18 protein-coding genes, 3 pseudogenes and 1 other annotated feature are annotated in these 21,212 nt (G+C 32.0%); of the genes and pseudogenes, 14 read left to right on the forward strand and 7 right to left on the reverse strand.

All coding sequences use genetic code 11. The features are described 5' to 3' along the window. Positions 1-67: 67 nt before the first annotated feature. The 4 genes and pseudogenes from M1D73_RS13210 to M1D73_RS13225 form a co-directional block, all read right to left on the reverse strand. A complete protein-coding gene (locus M1D73_RS13210; protein WP_121868619.1) occupies positions 68-475 on the reverse strand; it encodes a magnetosome magnetite crystal formation protein family in 408 nt (135 codons plus the stop codon). A 301-nt stretch (positions 476-776) separates the two neighbouring features. Further along, positions 777-1,241 carry a hypothetical protein gene (locus M1D73_RS13215; protein ID WP_017673491.1) on the reverse strand — a complete coding sequence of 155 codons (465 nt, stop codon included), beginning with the start codon at positions 1,239-1,241 and terminating at the stop codon, positions 777-779. Positions 1,242-2,386: 1,145 nt separating this feature from the next. Further along, positions 2,387-3,115 (reverse strand): glycosyltransferase family 2 protein, encoded by a 729-nt coding sequence (locus M1D73_RS13220; RefSeq protein WP_240691057.1) that lies wholly within the window; start codon positions 3,113-3,115, stop codon positions 2,387-2,389. A gap of 349 nt (positions 3,116-3,464) precedes the next feature. Then, positions 3,465-3,928: pseudogene (locus M1D73_RS13225) on the reverse strand (epimerase). A gap of 1,634 nt (positions 3,929-5,562) precedes the next feature. Between M1D73_RS13225 and M1D73_RS13230 the strand changes: the two are divergent. The 4 genes and pseudogenes from M1D73_RS13230 to M1D73_RS13245 form a co-directional block, all read left to right on the forward strand. Further along, a complete protein-coding gene (locus M1D73_RS13230) occupies positions 5,563-5,694 on the forward strand; it encodes a DUF3983 domain-containing protein (protein WP_121868621.1) in 132 nt (43 codons plus the stop codon). A gap of 293 nt (positions 5,695-5,987) precedes the next feature. Continuing rightward, positions 5,988-6,372: pseudogene (locus M1D73_RS13235) on the forward strand (ArpU family phage packaging/lysis transcriptional regulator); the annotation flags it as partial. Positions 6,373-6,601: 229 nt separating this feature from the next. Beyond that, positions 6,602-6,979, forward strand: coding sequence for a hypothetical protein (locus M1D73_RS13240; RefSeq protein WP_001001284.1), 378 nt, complete (start codon positions 6,602-6,604; stop codon positions 6,977-6,979). Between the two features lie 548 nt (positions 6,980-7,527). Continuing rightward, positions 7,528-7,851: pseudogene (locus tag M1D73_RS13245) on the forward strand (dUTP diphosphatase); the annotation flags it as partial. Positions 7,852-8,304: 453 nt separating this feature from the next. Here M1D73_RS13245 and M1D73_RS13250 read toward each other — a convergent pair. Both M1D73_RS13250 and M1D73_RS13255 read right to left on the reverse strand, forming a co-directional pair. Next, a complete protein-coding gene (locus M1D73_RS13250) occupies positions 8,305-8,664 on the reverse strand; it encodes an FtsB family cell division protein (RefSeq protein WP_088344389.1) in 360 nt (119 codons plus the stop codon). Between the two features lie 480 nt (positions 8,665-9,144). Further along, complete coding sequence (locus M1D73_RS13255) at positions 9,145-9,381, reverse strand: hypothetical protein (RefSeq protein ID WP_113305000.1); 237 nt, start codon at positions 9,379-9,381, stop codon at positions 9,145-9,147. 326 nt (positions 9,382-9,707) lie between these two features. On the opposite strand from M1D73_RS13255, the gene M1D73_RS13260 reads away from it, so the two are divergent. Further along, entirely contained in the window at positions 9,708-10,088 is a 381-nt protein-coding gene (locus tag M1D73_RS13260; RefSeq protein ID WP_121868622.1) for a hypothetical protein, read from the forward strand. 390 nt (positions 10,089-10,478) lie between these two features. Here the strand turns inward: M1D73_RS13260 and M1D73_RS13265 are convergent, their stop codons facing one another. Next, positions 10,479-11,360 (reverse strand): protein kinase domain-containing protein, encoded by an 882-nt coding sequence (locus M1D73_RS13265; RefSeq protein ID WP_121868623.1) that lies wholly within the window; start codon positions 11,358-11,360, stop codon positions 10,479-10,481. A 127-nt stretch (positions 11,361-11,487) separates the two neighbouring features. Between M1D73_RS13265 and M1D73_RS13270 the strand changes: the two genes are divergently transcribed. The 9 genes from M1D73_RS13270 to M1D73_RS13310 all read left to right on the forward strand — a co-directional run bounded on the left by M1D73_RS13270 (position 11,488) and on the right by M1D73_RS13310 (position 21,211). Continuing rightward, on the forward strand, positions 11,488-11,994 hold the full coding sequence (locus M1D73_RS13270; protein ID WP_121868624.1) for a GrpB family protein: 507 nt from the start codon (positions 11,488-11,490) through the stop codon (positions 11,992-11,994). A 165-nt stretch (positions 11,995-12,159) separates the two neighbouring features. Beyond that, on the forward strand, positions 12,160-13,149 hold the full coding sequence (locus M1D73_RS13275; RefSeq protein ID WP_000644512.1) for a zinc-binding dehydrogenase: 990 nt from the start codon (positions 12,160-12,162) through the stop codon (positions 13,147-13,149). A gap of 247 nt (positions 13,150-13,396) precedes the next feature. Continuing rightward, complete coding sequence (locus M1D73_RS13280) at positions 13,397-13,996, forward strand: undecaprenyl-diphosphatase (protein WP_121868625.1); 600 nt, start codon at positions 13,397-13,399, stop codon at positions 13,994-13,996. 288 nt (positions 13,997-14,284) lie between these two features. After that, on the forward strand, positions 14,285-16,423 hold the full coding sequence (locus M1D73_RS13285; protein WP_001170943.1) for a penicillin-binding protein: 2,139 nt from the start codon (positions 14,285-14,287) through the stop codon (positions 16,421-16,423). Between the two features lie 175 nt (positions 16,424-16,598). Continuing rightward, positions 16,599-16,857 (forward strand) — a binding site (T-box leader). A gap of 65 nt (positions 16,858-16,922) precedes the next feature. Next, entirely contained in the window at positions 16,923-18,155 is a 1,233-nt protein-coding gene (locus tag M1D73_RS13290; RefSeq protein ID WP_000793348.1) for an MFS transporter, read from the forward strand. Positions 18,156-18,418: 263 nt separating this feature from the next. After that, entirely contained in the window at positions 18,419-19,444 is a 1,026-nt protein-coding gene (locus tag M1D73_RS13295) for a serine hydrolase domain-containing protein (protein WP_000598059.1), read from the forward strand. A 225-nt stretch (positions 19,445-19,669) separates the two neighbouring features. Next, on the forward strand, positions 19,670-20,302 hold the full coding sequence (locus tag M1D73_RS13300) for a VanZ family protein (RefSeq protein ID WP_121868626.1): 633 nt from the start codon (positions 19,670-19,672) through the stop codon (positions 20,300-20,302). A 191-nt stretch (positions 20,303-20,493) separates the two neighbouring features. Beyond that, a complete protein-coding gene (locus tag M1D73_RS13305) occupies positions 20,494-20,646 on the forward strand; it encodes a hypothetical protein (protein WP_000353713.1) in 153 nt (50 codons plus the stop codon). A gap of 58 nt (positions 20,647-20,704) precedes the next feature. Next, a complete protein-coding gene (locus tag M1D73_RS13310) occupies positions 20,705-21,211 on the forward strand; it encodes a DUF3189 family protein (protein ID WP_000639421.1) in 507 nt (168 codons plus the stop codon). Position 21,212: the final 1 nt, after the last annotated feature.

Genomic DNA, 21,212 nt, shown 5'->3' on the forward strand with positions numbered 1-21,212 from the left:
GTAAAAGATTTTGAAAGAGCCATAAAAAAAGAATTCAGTAAAACTCTGAATTCTTCTACACATATTTTTATTTGTTAATCCATTTAGAAATAATAGGATAATGAAAGTCTTTTTCTTGTAGCACATATAAAATTCCTTTTATAGGTCCAAAAATTAACAAGAGAAACAGTATTAGATATAAAGGAGCTACCCCGAAAATAAACAAAGCGTTATTTGAAGCCAAGTCTAAATTAGACCAAAATAGCATTAAGATTCTTATTATAAAAAGATTCCAAATTACTGTAATTATCCAAATGAATAGTTGGTAAAAAACAGCTTCAAGGATATTTTTTCGAATGTTTTGTGATTTACATACAAAATAGAAAACCAAAGGTATATAAAAAATTGTGACACCAAAGAAAATAAGAATAAAAAAAGATAATGATGTAAGAAAATGCATAATTAATTTTATGTTCTTTTCTTGAGTTAGGATCATTAAGGTCCTCCTATATTTATGAGATTTGTTGTGCCTATTAAAATATGTACTGTTGGTAATTATAACATGAAAATGAATTGTAATAGAAAAATGCATTAAAAAGAACAAGTAATAAATTAAACAAAAGCTTTATTTTGTTATAGATAAATAGGTGACTCAGCTATTGTGCTAGCCGAGTCACCTATGACTATCGAACCAAATAATGTTCTTTTTCTCTATGTAGTTATGTGGAGTTCTTAGAGGCTAGCACAATAGACAGTTAAGGGACAAATAAAATCATTTTAGAGAGTTTTACATTTTATTATGTTAATGCTACAACAGCAAGAGTTAAGCCTAATGTATTTAATGGACTAGAATATGGGCCTACATTAACAGTAAGTGTACTTGGTAAACCTGGAGGTGTAGTGAAAATGGCGGGTGCTGATACAGAAGTAAATCCTGCAGTATATCCTAGAGAAGTACCTGAGCCAATGATTGGATTATTATTCAGATACATAGTGATACCTGCCGAATTACCTCCTGGTTGAATAATAACTTGCACTTCATAGATTACCAAATAGGTTCTTCCACCTTCAAGTAAAACAGTTGTTGGTGGTGTGAATAAGATTGCCGTTCCATTAGAATTTACCACGGTATCTAGTGGAATTGCAGAATTTACAGAAACTATTGTTGGGGTAGTTTGAACAACATTTAAACTGTTAGCCGTGGGAGATGGACAAGAACAAGGTTTGTGAATGTTAGAGTTGTTATCATTTTGATAATTCACAAATAATCAAGCTCCTTTACGTAAGTTAATTTTTTATCCTATATAAAATGTACCTTTTTTGTATCTAAGTTATTTTTAATTAGTTTTTAAAGATAAGTCGAATATTATTGGTCAGTCAACTCTTAAAAGTATTTGATACTCTGGGATTTAAAAGTGCATCTGATAAATATATATGAATGTTTTTTAAGGACATTACTGTAAGTTAGGAAACATAATAAGATAGTTATTTGGGCATAAAAAAGAGCACAATATATGTGCTCTTGGATAAGAAAGATAGATTTCTATGAGTGGATGCCTCCATACAATAACATATGCTTGTCCAGTTAAAAGGTGAATAGATAAAAGAACCCGTTTGTTATAAACGGATTCTTTCCACAAGGTTTGCAAGAAATTCAAGGTAACTAGACCGGAGCACTTATTGAATTTCTTGTGATAATACTGTATGCAAATGAATTAATAAGGTTAAAGAAATTTAAACAAAATCCTCATTTAACAACAAATAAAAAAGAGCGCTAATCAAGAGCACTCTTTATACCTCATTATAACGAAAGTGACGAACTCATATAATACAGAAAGGTAGTATTAAAGTATGTAAAAGTATGAAATTGGTGAATGGGTTCAAACAAACTCTTTATTTAAATGAAGAAGCCCTAGAGTTAGGGCCCTAAGGCGTCTTGTGTTGGTATATCTCACACGATTTTATAAAAAGAATAGAATGTACTGAAGATAACACATGAATGTTTCATAAATGTATCAAAAAAGTGAACAAAATCGTTATTTTAATTAGTTCAGCCCCTTGAAGGGCGCTCCAAGGGACTAAGATTCGAGAACTTGTAAACTCTTGTTTAATTACATGAAAACTCCCTAAGGAGAATCTATGATATTTTAACACTCAACAAACTATTTTGACAAATATATATTGATAAAAGAACCCCCGATTGTCGACGGGGCTTCTAAGGGTAAGTGCCAAGTAATGATGTACTCGACTAATTAACCATATCATGAATTTTCCCGGTAAAAATACTGGTAAATTTGCCTAATTTTATGGTCGTTAATTTGAACAAAAACACTATTTTAATAAGAGTTGGTACTCACTCAAAAGCAAGGGTTGCATAGGGAGTTCCAAAATGTTCTTTTTAGATGTATTAATGGTTAGGGAAACATAAATCTGGGAATAAAACTTGATATTCTGAGATTAATCGAAGGTCAACAGTTGTACTTGCAAAGAATTTATATTTTGTTTCTAATTCAGCTAGTGTAACTAGGTGATGCGTACCTAATCCCTTCTGTATGCTATGTTTAGAAAGGGTTGGACCAATTTGTAATTTTCGATTTTTCATAGCTATGTTCCATGGACTGTAAAAGAATTTTAAAACGAAAGCAGGGCACATGTAAACGATAAAGGAATGATTTGACCAATGCCTTCCGGCTATATAGTTACCATGCGAATAATTGTGGATTAGTCTACCTCCGTAGTAAGGGGCAGGTGGAGTAGGGTGGAGTATTCTCCCATGATAACGCTGTTTGACAAGGGGAATTCCGTATCTCGGATTGGAATAACCATGAGTAGGGTCATCTACCATCAGAATAGTCCTAATAGCATACATGTTTTTCCTTAAAGTGACAAGAGATGAGAAAAAGGCTTCCTTATCAAAACAGCAAAGAAATTCAGTGGTATTTAAAACCATTTTCCACCCCTTAATTTCTTTTTCTATTTCCATTATCTCTTTATCAACTAATATAGCATCAAACTCTAATACTTTTGAATCTCGGATTTCCCAATGAGGCGCAAATAATTTACATATTTCTACTGAGCGATCAGTAGATCCTCGATTAATAAGAATACCGTGATCAAATAGTTTTGTATGGTGCATTAGCCACCATGGGAGTAGATACTCTTCATTGTAGAAATGGGAAATTAAAGTTGTCTTAATAAAAACCCCTCCTTATAAACATGGATAAAATAATTCTTGCTCTAGTATAATGCTTATCCTAGTAAATACATATGTTTTGAGTATATTTGAGCAAAATGTTTATTTACAAATAAAAAGAGCGCTTTGGGAGGAAGGTGCTTTATAACCAAATCTTTTTTTGAAAAAAGGGTTCATATCATATTGTATGTATGTTTCTTAGATAGGTGTGGTTTTATACAAAAATCTGTATTTCATAACAAGAAAAAAAGAGCACATGTTTATATGTGCTCTGAGATAATCTTTTTAATATCTATTCAAGTGTTTCATTAGCATAAGTTGTATCAAATTTATCAATCAGTTTAAATAATGTCTCTAAAAGAATTGTAGATAAAATCGCAAAGATTAACACGGCATGTGGTGTTAATTGCACTGCTGTGAAATTAAGTTTTACTAGCCAAAAATATCCGACATACATTGTCAGGAAGGTACTAACAATTGAAATTGTAAACCCTAAGAAACCTAATTCTTTTAGCTTTTCTTCAGATAGTTTGAATACGCGTAATACGAAAGAGAAGGTGATCCCAACTATGAAAAATCCAATACATAATGTCAATAATGACATTATGTATTGGATTTTTCATTAGGCATTAATTGTTTCATTCCAATAATAATAACTGAAGAGACCAAGATAGGTATTAATAGTGGTGATAACAATAGGGAATTTGCCAATAGTCTATTGATTTTGTTTGTTTCATTGTTGTTTTGATTATTCACAAAGCCTCCAAAAATAAATTTCAAATAAATATCCTAGTGGATTTTAATACAAAAGTATTAGTAAATTCAAATTCAAAAAAAAGGTGAATTTAAATAAAAAAGCTATTTTAATAGGGAGCAAGTTTAAAAGGCCCTGATTGACACAGGACCTTTTAAAAGGGAATAACATTTGACATGTTAAAAATTATGACTGAAAGTTACTTTCATATTACCATTATTGGGATTTTAATTCCAATAATGGTTGTTGAGAAATAAAAATCTTCTTTTGCACAACAAAGCAGCCAGCTCTAATTAGCTAACTACTTGTTGTACAAAAGAAATTAGGCCCTACAAGTTTGGATATGTAACTTTAAGTTACAGTTATAGTATGCACAAAACTCAACATGTTATGTGGGTGCAACTTAATAATAATTTCATTTTGTAGAAATAAGGAAATTAAAAAAGAGCACCATGCATCAGTGCACTTTCAGATAGGAGGTAACTCTTATGAGCGTAACGAGTAGGTATGAAGTATGTGGCTTGAAAAAGAAATAAGAACAAAATTTTATTATTTGCTCAATACAAAAGAGCAGTTAACAAGCGCTAACTGCTCATCCCTCAGAGAAAGGGAAAGAACATTACAGAGGTCACTGCGAATTCAAGCTGTATCAGCTCATTTATAGTATGGGACATAATTTGAAACTTTATTCGGGTAAACTAAAAAAAGGCAGCTGCAAGAGCTAACTGCCCTAGTGAATAAGAATAACGAAATGGTCATTCGTACTCAACCTTGGTGTAGTTATATTGTTAACACTTTTTAGAAATTTATTCAATAAAAGAGCAGTTAGCCCAGCCTAACTGCTCCATACAGAGGTAAAAAATCTAGATGCATAGATATTATATGCCAAATTATTTATTTTATTCGAGACGGATTAAAGAATTTGTCCTTATTAGGGAAATATAGTTAAAGAATTTCTTTAAGAAATAGAAGCAGTAACTAAATAAAAGAGTAGCTAATAAAAACTAGTTGCTAAGCCCTCGGGTATTAAGGGAAATCAGAAACTGTATTTACATTATTAATGGAATAGTGGGTTTTATTCAGGGGGGGCAGAAATAGTATATGTACAAACTGTAGACTGAATTAAATAAAAAATAACAGAGTTGCAGCGTAGCAAGATAAAACTGAAATGATAGAAAACCTGGTTTTAAGTTTTAGGCGTTCTTTTTCATCTTCCGTGGCAAACAAAATATATTTTCGTATTCCAAATACGAATAGTCAATTGCCAAAGGTTAATCCGAACATGCCAACAAAGAAATGAAGATTAGGGAATGAAGTAGAGATAGTAGCGGATAAAAGTACAGTTTTAATAGATAAATAAGAAAATGTTGTTAAAAGAGAACAATACATGATAGCGATAATCGATTTTTTCATAATATTTTCTTTTACAAAAAATAGTTGATTTATGTAAAAGAAAATATTATATCATGAAGCACGTTTATTGTATGTAATGGAGACAACTGAACAAAATAATCCTTTTGAAGTTAAATAGGTACCATTCACATTCAATCAGTTTTTTGAATGTAATAAGGTATTAAATTAATGAAAACACCCAAAAATGGAGAGTAAAAGTGTTTCGTAAGAAGGAGTGAGAGGATTGAATAATTTAAAGAAGAAGAAATTAAAAAAAGCAATTTCTCGTCGCACAAAGGCTATACAAAAATATGAGAAAGAAAGATTAGATAAAGCATGGATGAATCTTTTCATACAGTCAATTATCCCAAAATAAATACAGTCAGGCTAGAAAATTAAAGGAAACTAATTCATTAAAGCAGCAAGTAAGGCTGTTTTAGGAATAGGTGGTCTTTTTATTTTGAAAAGGGAGATGGAGAAATGAAGGCGTTAAAGGATCAATTACGTGAATGGAAAAAGAAATCTAAGTAAGGAAAGAAGAAAAAACGAAAAGAGAAATTTAGCACTTGTGAAATTGAGGATTTAATGGGGATGCATAGACCTTGTTATGAACTAAGACGTGGAGCATTAAGACAAAAGTAATTAAAACATAAAAAGGAGTGGTCTTACATGACTAAACAATTATCTTTCTTACCAAAAATTGATAGAACAGCGACACAAGAAGAATTAGAAGGTGTGTTGGAAAGCATACGTATACATAGGAAACTTGGGATGATGCGTAAGGAAATGAAAGTCACTCCTTCTTATGAAATACGTGAGCACGGTCCTACACATGCAGTTGGAAAACCATTAGAAGATGTTGCTATAGCAAATATTCAACAGAGCAAACGAGAAGAGTGGCTTGAAAGAATGTCGTATTGATCAGTTTCTAAATCGATTAGGGAACGGACGTGCAGGAAGCATTCAAAGAGATATTATTTAGAAACGTTATTTAGAAGAAGAGGACGTATGTGATCATATGGTTTATAACGAAATAGGGATGTCAAAGCATACGGTTTCCTCTTTTCATTGCTACCGGTAATGAGACGTTATGTTAATTGGGTTTGAATATTGTATACAGGCTAAAAACAGAGAAAACTACCTGTCGTGTAGGTTGTTTTTTCTGTTTTTTTGATGATAGTTGTTAACTGATGTCTCACATTTCAAAAAACAACTTTTTTGTTTGCTTGTCCACACCATTTCACCTCTTTATGAATTATATAGTATTAAAGGAGGTGAAAAGAATGAATGAAGATATTATTTCAATTGGGGCAAATTGTATAGTGAGAATTAGAAACAGATTCTTTCTTCTAGTAGAAATTGAAGTGGAAGTTGGAAATGTAGCCATAGAGGAATTTGTTTTTATTCGAATATCTGAGCAAGAAGCTAGAACATTGTTAGCAGGGGGTATTCAACGTTGTACTATTTCTAATTGTATTCCTAGGTCTCATGATGATTTAGAAGTAGAATTCATTTGTGTTTTAATCGTGGGTGGGGAAGCATTTGCGGTTTTTGATGTAGAAGACGATGTTGATGAAGCTGTACTTGTTCCAATTTCATTAAGAGAAGCCGAGCGTTTAATCTGTAGAGGAGCAAGACGATGTACAGTTATCAATAGATAAGAGTAAACCTTTTGGGAGCTAAAGAGGTTTCATTTTGTGTGGCTTCTTTTAAGAATAATTATGTAAATATAAATATCCTCCAGAGTACTTAACTGGAGGATATTTTTGTAGACTTCTAGATGTATTAACTACCAATAATCGATAATTATGTAAATAAGCTGTCCATATGGGCAGGTTATTTTATTTTTCCGCATAGCGTAGGTTATTTTGCAAAATGCTGGTGGTATCCCTATACAGTTACTCATAATTTTCGTACTGTGTAACATGAGTGATGGACTCTTTTTTTACTGTCTACCTATAGGGGATAATACCATAGGGCCTCTTTTTTACTGTGTTCATGGAAAAAAATTAAAAGCGTTTGATAAATAGCTGCAATAGTACATGTGGTTTCTAAAACACTAGCTAACCATCTTGGAGCATGTGCTTTTAACATTAAGACATAAACTAATCCAAAAGTAACCAAGCAGAGGTTTCTCTCCTTGTAATAGATTAAGCCGACCAGGATTTAATTAAAAATCGTCCGATAGGATTAGGGATTTGCTAAATAGGAAGAGGAAAAATCATTTTACAATTTAATCCTTGCTTTACAACTTGAAATTGGAGAGCTTGCAAATGAAACAAGTTGCTTTAAGCATTGGAGTAATAAAGGTCCTAGTGAAAAAGAAGTCATTTTAATGGAATATGTAGATGGATTCCATTTTATAGCTTCATTAGGGAACCGCATTGGATTCAATCATAATGAATATAACCTGAAATTATTAGAACATAATGCAAACATTTATACCGCAAGTACGTTAGTCAATTAATTTAACAATGTATATGTACCTGTGTCGGAATTTCGTGCAACTCAAGATACTGAGCTTTATGAAGAATAGTTGTACTCGTTCTTAGGTTTAGGTAAGAAATTAGAATAGTAAATGTAGATGTTAAACAAGGTGAAATGGACAAGTGAGGAATTTAGCAATGAAATTTTATAAAAGCGTTATTTTAAAATTAAAGAGTATCTTGGAAGAAAGGCGCTTGATGACCAAGGAGTGTAGTGAAAATGATACTCAATGAAAATAATGAGATGATCAAGAGTATTGTATGTATATTTCTAATGTATGTGAAGTCTTTATATACATTCAAAAAGAGCACGCATATAAGCGTGCTCTTGGACAAGAAAGGTAGATTTCTATGAGTGGATGACTCCATACAATAATATATGCTTGTCCAGTTAAAAGGTGAAATGTTTTAATAAAATAGTTATTTGATAGAATTTTGATAAAAAGCGATGATCATTAACTCACTCCTTAATTCATGACAATCGCTTATGTATTGAAAAGTTATTCAGCTATTTGAAATATAGTTTCATTAGGTCTGGAGAATCCATATAGTTTCCTTGCGAACTTTAAAATACCTTCTTCGCTCTCTGTTAAAGTTTCAACATCGTTTTCAAAATAACGTCCTATTAGTTCTAATTCAGACAATTTTTTCTTTTCTTTATTAATTGTAATTTGTTTTTCTTGAATCATATCTTCTTGTTTGTAAATGCAGATTTGAATGGAAATAACCATAGGTAGCATAAAAGCAAGTGTTAATAACAGACGACGTCTTAGCTTTTTATTCGTTTGTTGATTCTTATTAGGGTTCATTTGTTTTTTTGAGATTGATTGTTGTGGTGTTAAATTTGGGACACTCCCCATTTTAAAGCCTCCATTACTTATGTATAGAATTTAAATTGTTTAAAAGTATTATATATGCTAAATAGATAATTTTGAATCTATTTGGATAAAGGGGGGGATTAAATATAAATAAAAACGTTATTTGAATAGAGAAGTCCTAGATTTAGGGGGGCTAGGGCTTCAAATCTGAGCATATCTCACACGGCATTATAAAGAGAAAAGAACGTACTGAAGATAACATATGAATGTTTCATAAATGTAACAAAAAAGCGAACAAATTCTTTATTTCAAAACTAAAGAGCGCTTTTTAAAGCGCCCTATGACTAAGATGTATATTGAAAAAAAGGTTCACATCATATTTTATGTATGTTTTTTATGATGGTGCAATTTTGAAACAAAATCGTTATTTGAATTATCAATGCGAGTTTTACATTATTAAAGGAGGGAGAAGGGTGGGATAGAAGTATAATTCTACTTTTCCCTAAGAATAAATAGATTTGATTAAGGTTGAGTTATATTCGTTGTGACGCAACTTGCTTCGGAATTATTATTAAATACAAGTGTACCTTCACCAGTAAATGGCACTCTAATAACTAGATTCTTACTATCATAATCAAATTCTGTTGATAGTGAACATGATCCGCACTCAACGGAGGAGGATACAAGTTTACCGTTAGAAATATTATAAATAAGAGTTAAACAAAGTGGCTGAGTTAACCCTGTGATAATGCAAGACATTCTATTTACACCTCCTATCTTCTTACTTATTAATAGCGTATGCAAATAGTACAAGCTTTGGCACAGTAGAAGCAGATAGGGAATGATGTAAAGATAGAAACTTTTAATAAAAGCGCTATTTTAATCAAAAGGGAGAATGAACATTGATCGTAAAGGAGTACGTCGTTTATAAAAGTTAGAGAAATGGTGTGATTAAGTACGGACATTGAATACGGAATGTTTGTATTAAAAAAGAGCAGACTTTAACCTACACATAAAAGTGCTGAAATTGTTCTAAAGGAAGGAATATCTGAAATATAAATATAATTGAGAGGAGTGAAATAATAATGGAAACTAGTTCTTTTTTAGGGCTGTTCTGGGGATGGATGACGGTTATCGTATCGGGAATACTTTTCGTCCGTCCATCGGTGCTACGTGACTTGAAAAGATTAGTGGTTGAAAACAGAGGGTTTGGTATTATATATGGTTTTCTATCGATTTTCCTAGGATTAGGTACTGTAATTCTACATAATGTATGGGGATTCAACTGGCAGGGATTCCTAACGGTTATTGCATGGCTTGCATTATTAAAGGGAATTTACATAATTGCATATCCTGAACTCTCCAAGAAAACAGACTTTGAAGTAAGGATACTATCTACACGTATAGTACTCGCTATTATTGGTGCTTTGGCTTTATGGATGCTTATAGTAATCTACATAAAATAATCTTTTTTTATAAATAAAAGAGCCTGATGTGAGAGAATAGGCCTTTTCAAAAATTGCAATAGAAGGAAAAAGAAATATTTATATTGTCATCACCCTGTACCATCCATTTTGTTTAAAATATGGGGAGTTAAACTCACACATTAGTACACAATTGGAAGTATAATCAGTATGTAAAGAAAGAATGTGTGAATTATTTAAACAAAAAAGTGCTAACAAGTTTGCAAACGAACTTGCTAACACTTATACAAAATAGACATAAATTATCGCTGATATGTCTTCCTCAATAATAGCCATAATCAATTAGAACACACTAGTACGAAACGCTCATAAAACTATTTTTAATATACATGACAATAGTATAAACTCTATATTTCTTTTAATAATTTAGGGTTATATCTTTACTGCGTTAGCTGCTTTTAACCACGCTTCGTAGAATTCTGTAACTGATGCATACCGTTCTGCGCGACCTTTATTTACAGCACGATACGCTACCTCATATAATTCCTTACTTGCTTCCCATTTTATAAAAGAACGATCTTTTTCGCCGCCTAAAAGTGAGAAAGCCATTGCTCCCATATTAAATACATTTGTTCTTTCATCAATTGTTGCGTTTAGTTCAAATTCCTCTGGTGACATAAAACGGGAGGAACCCCATAGCCGGCCCATTCTATTTATGTAAGGTTTCTTACTGTATAAATCTATATCACAAATTTTTGTCTCGTTTGTATTAAAATTATATAAAATACTACCGTCATAAAAATCTATTGCTACATAGTTTTTCTTTTCTACATAAGTATGGAAAGAAAAAATGGAATGTAAGGAATGAATTCGTTCTATAGCAGATAAATGTCTAAATTTATAAAATGGAGAGTTTGGATTTTTATATTTTTCAGGAGGTGGGAAACTCCAATGCGAATGAAGACATTCACCATCAAACCAATCGAAAATTAATACATATCCAGATTGAACTGGAAAATGATCAATTAGTCTTATGAGCGATTCATGCTTTAAATCTTCATAGATAGTAACTGAATTTTTTAGCCTTTTAATAGCATCACCCGTTGTTCCTTCATATGTAATTGTTTGTGCTCCTGCGTATTTGATAAATTTCTTATGCCCATCTTTTTCTACACCAAAACTTATATTCCCTGAATCTTGCTGGTCAAAAACTGCAAATACGGTCCCTAATTTAATAAGCCAATCAAAATTATGATATTCTTTTAATTGGAATGTTACGTTATTTAACTGAATTTCGACTGAATTATCTTTCATAGATTACCTCACATTTAATATAATTAAGTTGTACATTCCACTATTCGACATATTTTATGGAAATCCTATGCTAATAATATAAAATTTTATAAATATAATGATAAATACTTATAAAGAGGTGAATACAATGGATCAACAAATTGTTATTAAAGCATATCAAAAAGACTGGGGTGAAGAGTATATAAAAGAAAAAGAGAAATTTTGTTCCTTGTTAGGACAAGAAATAATTGCTGTTGAACATATAGGGAGCACAGCAGTAGAAGGATTAGGAGCTAAACCTCTTATTGATATGATGATTGGCGTAACAGGATTGCAAATAGCTGAAAAGTGGATTGAAGTTCTATCGGAAATTGGATATGAGTATGTTCCAAAAGATGCAACGAATTGGCGTTTTTTTAGAAAGGGAAAATGGAGAGCGGGTACTCATCATTTGCATATTTATATTTATAATAGTGATGAGTGGAGAAACAATATTTTATTTCGTGACTTTCTAATAAGCAATGAATGGGCACGTAAAGAATATAGAGAATTAAAAGAGAGGCTTGCTATTACATATGCTTTTGATCGTGTTTCATATACAAAGGCAAAAGCGCCGTTTATTCGAAAAATATTAGAATTGGCTAGAATTCAATAAATTTATAGATTCTTATCTAACTAGTTTTGAAACCTCTTCCTATACTTTTTATAGGGAGAGGATTTTTTTCATAACAAAATATATAATTTCTAATTATTGGAGGCAAACTATTTTATTTATTTTGATATTTCTAGTACATTGGAAATATTAAGGGGGAATTAAGCAATGAAAGCTATTGTACATCAATATGAAAAAGGATTAGAGGGGTTAGAATATAAATTTTCACCTGAGATAAGTCCTAATGCAGGTGAAGTGAAAATAAAGTTAAAAGCTGCAGGGTTGAATCATAGGGATTTATTTATTATAAACAATAGAAAAGAAATGGATCTACCATTAGTAATAGGTTCAGATGGCTCAGGAATTGTTACAGAAATAGGAGAAGGAGTTTCAAATATTACACTACATACAGAAGTTATTATTAATCCTAGTATTGGATGGGAACATGCTACTGAAGTACCGGAGTTACCGGAAGTACTAGGTGGGCCGAAAGATGGAACGTTTGCTGAATATGTAATTGTACCAGCTGAAAATGTAGTAGAAAAGCCGTCATATCTTACTTGGGAAGAATCAGGTGTTTTATCTTTATCTGCATTAACTGCATATAGAGCGCTTTTTACAAAAGGGAGATTGAAGTGCGGTGAACACGTTTTAATTCCGGGAATAGGCGGTGGTGTTGCTACATTTGCCATGTTATTCGCGAAAGCAATCGGCGCAAAAGTGAGTGTTACTTCAAGGGTAGAGAATAAAAGGGAACTTGCTGAAAAATATGGTGCAGATATTTCTTTTAATAGTACCGGAAATTGGGAAGAGAGCTTACAAGGTGAAAAAGTAGATTTAATAATAGATAGTATAGGCCCGGCAACTTTCTTGAAATATTTTGATGTATTAAAACCAAATGGAAGAATCGTGAATTTTGGTGCAAGCTCAGGAGATAAAATTGAATTACCATTACGCGCATTATTTTATAATCAAATTGATATTATGGGAACATCCATGGGTAGCCGTGAGGAATTTAATGAGATGATAAAGTTTATTGAAAAATATCAAATTAAACCAATTATTGATAAGGTTTACTCGTTAGAAGAAGCAATTCGAGCACTAAGCCGTATGGAACATGGGGAACAATTCGGAAATATTGTACTTCAAATGAATTAAAAAATATGATTTTGCAATTAGTATATTTAAATGAATATGTTATGTATTTCAAACATGAAAAAAATACGAACCGCCTTATTATAAAGGCTTACCGGCTTTATACATAAATAGCGTATAAAATTTGTTTAATAATTGTCACATGAGTAATAGTAAAATGAGAATTAGATGAAAAAAGTTTAAGCCTATTTTCATAATGGTATTGTATACTGTGTAAATCAAGAACACTTGTATGTAAGGAGAGAGTTTAATGAATTACACAGTATTTCAGTGGTTTAATAATTTTGCTGATTCATCCAAACTATTAGATACGTTAATGATTGCTATTACAAATAGCGCTGCATACGTAGCCGTTCTATTTATGTTTATCTTATGGTTTAATAATGGAAAGAAAGAAAAGGCAATTAGAAAACAATATACAGTTTTATATACGACGCTTTCGGTTATTATTGCATTATTAGTAAATGTTCTTATACACGCGGTATATTACCATCCGCGTCCGTTCGTATCACATGATGTACATCAATTAGTACCACATGCAGCAGATTCATCATTCGTTAGTGATCATTCTGTACTTGTATTTTCAATCGCCTTCGTATTTATTCTTAGAGGAGAAAAACTGAAATATATCGCGCTATTATGGGCAGTACTAGTCGGTATATCACGTATGTACGTAGGTGTTCATTATCCTTTAGATATACTTGGTGCAGCATTCTTAACACTTATTACGAGTGCTTTAGTAATGCAAAGTACACGTATGTTTGAACCAATAGCGAAACTTGTATTCAAAATGTATGCATTAGTAGCGAGACGAATTCCTTTCTTAGCGAAATATAAACATATCGCATAATTTTCCTATAAAAAGTTCCCCTTTGGACATCCAGAGGGGAATTTTTTTATAGGAAATACGAAAAGAGTTTAGAGTGCTCTGTAATCAAGTTGTACTAATTAATATTCTGAAATTTCACGCACCGTATTTTAAATATATAAAATAATAACACAAAATAACAACAGTTAGTTTTGCATTGTTTTAAAGGAATTAAAAAGAAAACTTCGAAACATATAGTATCGTAAACAAAAACTACAAATTTTAAAACGGATCTTCGTACGAATCCATTCCAAAAGAGAGGAGATAAGTATGCAAAAACTCCAAACGAATAAAGGCGCTCGATATATGATGATTGCTTTTATTGTTTTGTTTCTTATTATGATTTTGCGTATATTCTATATTCAGGCAGTAGGAGTCGTGCATAATGTGAATGTAAAGGATCTCGCGAATGAACAACATAATAAAAAAGGTGTTTTAGAAGCGAATCGTGGCACTATCTATGATCAAACCGGAAAGGTGTTAGTACAAGATTCTACAACGTATCGAGTTGTTGTGAATTTAAAAGGAAAAGATAAAGTGAAAAATAAAGATGAAACCGCACAACAATTAGCCGATGCGCTTGAAATTGATAAAGAAGAAGTATTAAAAAACTTTCATGAAGGGCGTACGCAAGTTGAAATTGGTAAAATTGGTCGGAACTTATCTAGGGAAAAGAAGGAAAAAATTAATGATTTAAAAATACCAGGTGTATCTTTTATGTCGGAAAAAGCAAGAGTGTATCCGAATGAAGACTTTGCATCCTATATACTTGGTTTTGCTAGACCAGATGATAAAGGGAATACGGAAGGGAAGTTTGGGCTTGAAAAGAGTTTGGATAAATATTTGCACTCTACAAACGGAAATATAGAATATGTGGGTACACGAAGGGGAATTCCGCTTACAAATGATATAGGTAAAGTAGAACCAGCTAAAAATGGGAATAACGTATATTTAACGCTTGATAAACAAATTAATAGTTTTTTAGAAGAAGCGATGAACAAAGCGCAAGAACATTATGATCCTTCTATGTTAATTGGCATTATTGCTGATCCAAAAACAGGAAAGGTTTTAGCGATGTCTAGTAAACCTAGTTACAATCCTAATGTAGGTGATATCGAATACTTTTTAAATGACCCGATTGCAAATGCATATGAACCAGGTTCAACAATGAAAGTTTTTACATTAGCAGCTGCCATTAATGAAGGTGTATATAACGGAAAAGAATATTTTCAATCTGGAAAATATTCCGTTGGTTCATCTGATATAAAAGACCATAATGGTGGATTTGGATGGGGATCAATTACATTTGATGAAGGATTTGAAAGGTCATCAAACGTAGCTTTTTCTATTTTAGAAGATCAGTTACTGAAACCAAATAAATTTAAGCAATATATGAATAAATTTGGATTCAATCAAAAAACAGGGATAGATTTACCTGGAGAAAGGAAAAATACTTTATTATTAAATACACAAATTCAACAGGTTACAACTTCTTTCGGTCAAGGTTCTACAGTAACTCCGATTCAATTAATCCAAGCGGCTACTGCTATAGCAAATGACGGGAAAATGATGCAACCATATATCGTTGATAAAGTTGTAAATCCAACAAACAAAGAAGTTATTATGGAAAATCAACCGAAAGAAATTGGGAATCCGATAAAAAAAGAAACAGCGGACAAGGTTAGAAGCTTAATGGAGCGTGTTATAACATCTTCAAAAGGAACTGGTACAATGTATAAAGTGGATGGTTATCCAATTGGAGGTAAGACAGGAACAGCACAAATCCCGAATCCTGAAAATGGCCGATATATGGAAGGGAAAGAGAATTACATTTTCTCCTTTTTAGGAATGGCTCCAATTGACGATCCGGAGTTAATCGTATACTTAGCTATTAAGCAGCCAAAGTTAAAAGGAGATGAGTATGGAGCTCAGCCTCTTGCTGAAATATTTAAACCTGTTATAAAAAACAGCCTTGAATATTTAAAGGTGAAACCGTATACAGAAAAACAAATAGCTGATGCAGCGAAACAATCTCAATTAAAAGTACAAAATTATGTAAATCAATCGATGGATACAATAGAGAAAAGTGTAGAAAAAGAGAAGCTACAGCCGGTAATTTTAGGAGAAGGAAAAATAATAAAACAATATCCACAGTCTGGCGAGGTAATGAGTGAAGGTGATCGTATATTTTTATTAGGGAATAACGCACAAATGCCAAATGTAAAAGGGTGGTCCATGCGTGATGTTATGCATTTCTCTAAACTTTTGAAATTAGATTTGAAAACTTCTGGTACGGGTTATGTAACGAGTCAAAGTATTGAAAAAGGACAAGATTTACAAGAAGGAGATACACTAGAACTAGAATTAGAACCGCCGTTACAACCGTTAACAGAGGCGAATACGAATTAATCCAGGCATTTGGAAAGAGTTATATGCAAATAGCTCTTTCTTTAGAGTTGCGAGTAATTTCACGCACCGTAATTTTTAGAAAAAATAATAAATAAAAGAACTAACAGTGACACGTTGTTAAATATCTGATTATTGTTTATTTACAGTTAAATTTATATGTGATAATATGGAAAAAATAAATGCAGTGAAGAGAAGAGTAAATAAAATGAATTTTTCACAGAGAGCTCCATGTAGCTGAAAAGGAGTAAAAATTCTTTATTGAACCAAGCCTCTGAGCAGCACATCGGAACCTATTATTAGGGGATGGTGTGACGGGAGCTCCCGTTATAGAGCTATGGTATAAGCATGAATTAGAATGCAGTACCTGATAAGGTTAGTATGGTGACATATTAACAAACTAGGGTGGCACCGCGATGATAAATCTCGTCCCTAAGATTAAAAGTCTTGGGGGTGGGATTTTTTTATTGTTGTAAAACAATTTTGAAAGCGGGGGCCAAAAATGAAAAATTTACTTAAAGATTGGAAATATCCTTTATTACTATTGTCCGGAGTTGGTATTGCGAATTTAGGGGCATGGATTTACTTAATAGCACTGAATGTACTTGTCTATAATATGGGTGGCTCAGCCTTAGCTGTTGCTACTTTATATGTAATAAAACCATTAGCCACTTTATTTACAAACGCTTGGTCTGGGAGTATGATTGATCGTTTAAATAAACGGAAATTAATGATTCACCTCGATATATATCGTGCGTTATTTATCGCTATTTTACCTTTACTTCCGTCACTTTGGATTGTTTATGTATTCGTATTCTTTATAAGTATGGCCAGTGCAATTTATGAGCCAACTGCTATGACGTATATGACGAAATTAATTCCAGTAGAGCAAAGACAACGTTTCAACTCATTACGTACTTTAATAGGATCTGGTGCATCATTAATTGGACCAGCAGTAGCGGGGGGATTATTAATTGCAGGTACACCAGAGTTTGCTATATATATGAATGCTATAGCATTTCTCTTATCAGGATTCATTACATTACTTTTACCGAATCTTGATAAGAAAGAAGATTCGGATACAACTAGTAATACATTATCACTTACAGTATTAAAAAAAGATTGGAACACTGTTATAAATTTTAGTAGAAAACATGTGTATGTCGTATGTGTGTATTTCTTATTTCAAAGTATGTTCGTATTAGCAACTGCTACTGATTCACTTGAACTATCGTTTGCGAAAGAGGTATTACTACTAACAGATAGTGAATACGGTTTTCTAGTTAGTATAGCTGGTGCAGGATTTATTTTAGGTGCCATAACAAATACAATTTTATCAAAGAAATTAGCACCTTCATTTCTAATTGGAATAGGATCATTATTCATCGCAATTGGTTATTTAATTTATGCTTTTTCAAATGTATTTTTAATAGCTGCTATTGGATTCTTTATTTTATCTTTCTCTATGGCATATGCAAATACAGGATTTTATACATTTTACCAAAATAACGTTCCCGTTCATATAATGGGACGGATCGGGAGCATATATGGACTTGTTATTGCGTTAGTAACAATCTTTATTACAATACTATCTGGTGTTGCGACTCAGTTCATTTCTATACAACTTGTAGTTATTGTAGGGTCATTAATAATGTTATTTATTACTATCGTCTTGTGTGTGTTTACTTTATTCCCATCACAATCTAAGTTGTATTCTACTGAGTCAATAAAGTGAAATTTTAATCAGGGGAGCATCCCCCACTGATTATCAGCCCTCACCAATCGGGCTTTTACGGGCAGCAGTGTCCCCACTTAACTTCTTTGCTTTCGCTGAATTTTGGGATGGGGGTCCTACTGCCCACAAATAGCGGAGTACATTCGAAATGAACTTTGTGTTCTCATTAACAATTTATCGTATTTAATAAAAGGGTTCTTTCCCCTTTATATGGAAAAATTAATAAGGGTAAAGAACAATACCGAAAGACAAGGGTGGTTGTCGTGATAAAAACAAAAGATGAAATTAATAGAATTGTAAAAGAAATACAAAAGAAAATAGATTTCTCTGGAGTAGTTTTAGTAAAAAAAGAAAAAGACTTAATCTATGAAAAAGCAATGGGTTACGCAAACAAAAGTGAATGTATAAACAATACGATACAAACAAGATTCGGCATTGCCTCAGGATGTAAAATTTTCACTGCAATTGGAATCTGTCAACTTGTTGAAAAAGGTGTTATTTCTTTTCATACAAAATTAAAGGATTGTCTAGAGATAAAACTTCCAAACTTCGATGAAGATATTACAATACATCAACTACTAACGCATAGCTCTGGTATACCAGATTATTTTGATGAAAGTATTATAGATAACTTCGAGGATCTTTGGAAACAAACACCTATGTATCTATTAAAGAGCTTAAAAGACTTTTTACCATTATTTCAAAACAATAATATGATGTTTGCACCTGGGAGTAAGTTTCACTACAACAACGCAGGTTTTATCATACTTGGATTAATAATAGAAGAACAGACGGGACTTAAATTTACGGAGTATATAGAAACAAACATTTTTAATTCGATTGGCATGAATGATTCTGGCTATTTTTCATTAGATAAATTACCAAGACATACAGCTCTAGGATATATAAAGGACGAAACCAACCAAAATTGGAGAACAAACGCTTACTCTATACCAATAAAAGGAGGGGCTGATGGAGGTGCATATGTTACTGCACCAGACATGTTGAAATTTTGGGCGGCACTATTTAATAATGAAATTTTAGGAAAGGAATATACAAAGTTACTTTTAACTCCCCACATTTATGTAAATGATAAACAGTCTTACGGATATGGAATATGGATTGAAACACGAGAAAACAAGGTATTCAAATATCATGTAATGGGATATGATCCAGGCGTCAGTTTTCGCTCGGCCATATATCCAGAATTAGGAATCACTTTAGTTATTCCATCGAATAAAGAGGCAGGACCTGAAAAATTAATGACAGAAATAGAAAGAGCTTTTTAATTATATGGATATAAAAGAAGAGATACGAAAATAATTTAAACGGGTTTATGATTGTTTCTGTTCTGAAAAATATTTTAGTTAACGAGGAACCCTTTATTTATTAAATAAGGGGTTTTTGTAATTCTGCACAATTACATATGTTTATATGGATTTTTAAATTAAAAAATATTACTATATAATTGTAAATTTAAATTATTAATTCATATGAAAGGATGTGTTAACAATTTGTATATGATCAACGGTAGTTTGTTTATTATTTTAGGGGTTATTTGTTATTTAATTGTACGTGGAATATTAATTGGTACCAAAAATAAAAAACATGTGATTTGGTGGAAAGAAATAGTAAGTTTTTTATTCGTGGTTTACATTTGTATGGTTGTTGCAGTAACTTTATTCCCTTTACCAATCGGTTTTCCTTCTAATATTGAAAATCTGAATCGCTCGGTCAATATAATACCATTTGCATCAATTATTAAAGACATCAATCAAATTGGTAGTGCTTATGATGGAGATGCCCTATTTATGATTGGGCTAATTGTAAGAAATGTAGGCGGGAATATTTTATTATTAATGCCTTTAGGATTTTTAGCACCTATCCTATGGGATAAATATAAGAAATTCAAAAATACAATTTTATTAGGATTTTCTATATCAGCTAGTATTGAATTGCTACAATTAATTGAGTCTTTATTTAGTGGAGTGGGACGTATTACTGATATTGATGATGTGATTTGTAATGTTCTAGGTTCTATTTTTGGATATTGTATTTATAATATCTTTTTAAAAGCCATTAATAAATTTAACATTCGAGTGTTGGATAAAACTAATTCTAAAGGTGTGGAATTAGTTGATAAATAGGAGTTTAAACGAGTTATTAAAGGCGTACGAGTAAAAAGTACGTCTTTTTTATTTTTATAAATAATGCTTAAGGCTGATGAGAAATCACATTTTCCATCTTACACTTGAAAGTAGCTATCGTATTTCAAGTATGGAGTGAAAAGAGGAGAATATAATCTTTAAAGATAAGCAAGTTTATAGGAGGATTCTAAATGGATATTTTACTTGTTGTTCTTATTATTGTTTTGATGCAAAGTAAAGAACGAAAAGTGAAAATAAACCGTATTTGGCTCATTCCGGCTTTGTTGTGCTTTGTAACAATCCAGTCCATTATTCATATGGGACAAATAACATCCCTTGTTTAACATTGCTAAGAACGGTAATACTAATTAACATTGAACTTTTACAACAAGGGATGATAATATGATATACATTTACACAGATTTTGGTGGAACACATACTACCTCACTAGCTGCAGCGTATCATTTAAATAAACTACCAACGGATCGTAAGTTAACGAAAGAAGAAATTTTGAATGTAGATTACTTTAATAAATTGAAAACAGAAGATATGGGAAAAATTATTTTTCATGGAATCGATGAACATGGTCATCCTGTATATACGATTGGATGCGGCGCATCAAAAGTTGTTGTACCTGCGATGAAGCATTTAGGAGAAATCTTGCAAAAACATTATCAAAGCCATGAAAAGATTATATTTTCTAATACATCACCAACAGTGCCTTTACCGATGACTTTCGGTGGGCTGTTTTCTAGAAGGTTCCATATTGATTTTATTGGCGTACCGTTACTCGTATGGGGAGCAAAAATTTGCTGTGATAATATACAAAGGCTTGTTAGTTATACAAAAGAAGCTGGACGATTAACGAATGATTATGTAGTAATTTTAGATAATGAAACTTTTAAATAGT

This window comes from Bacillus sp. PK3-067 (genome assembly GCF_056738645.1).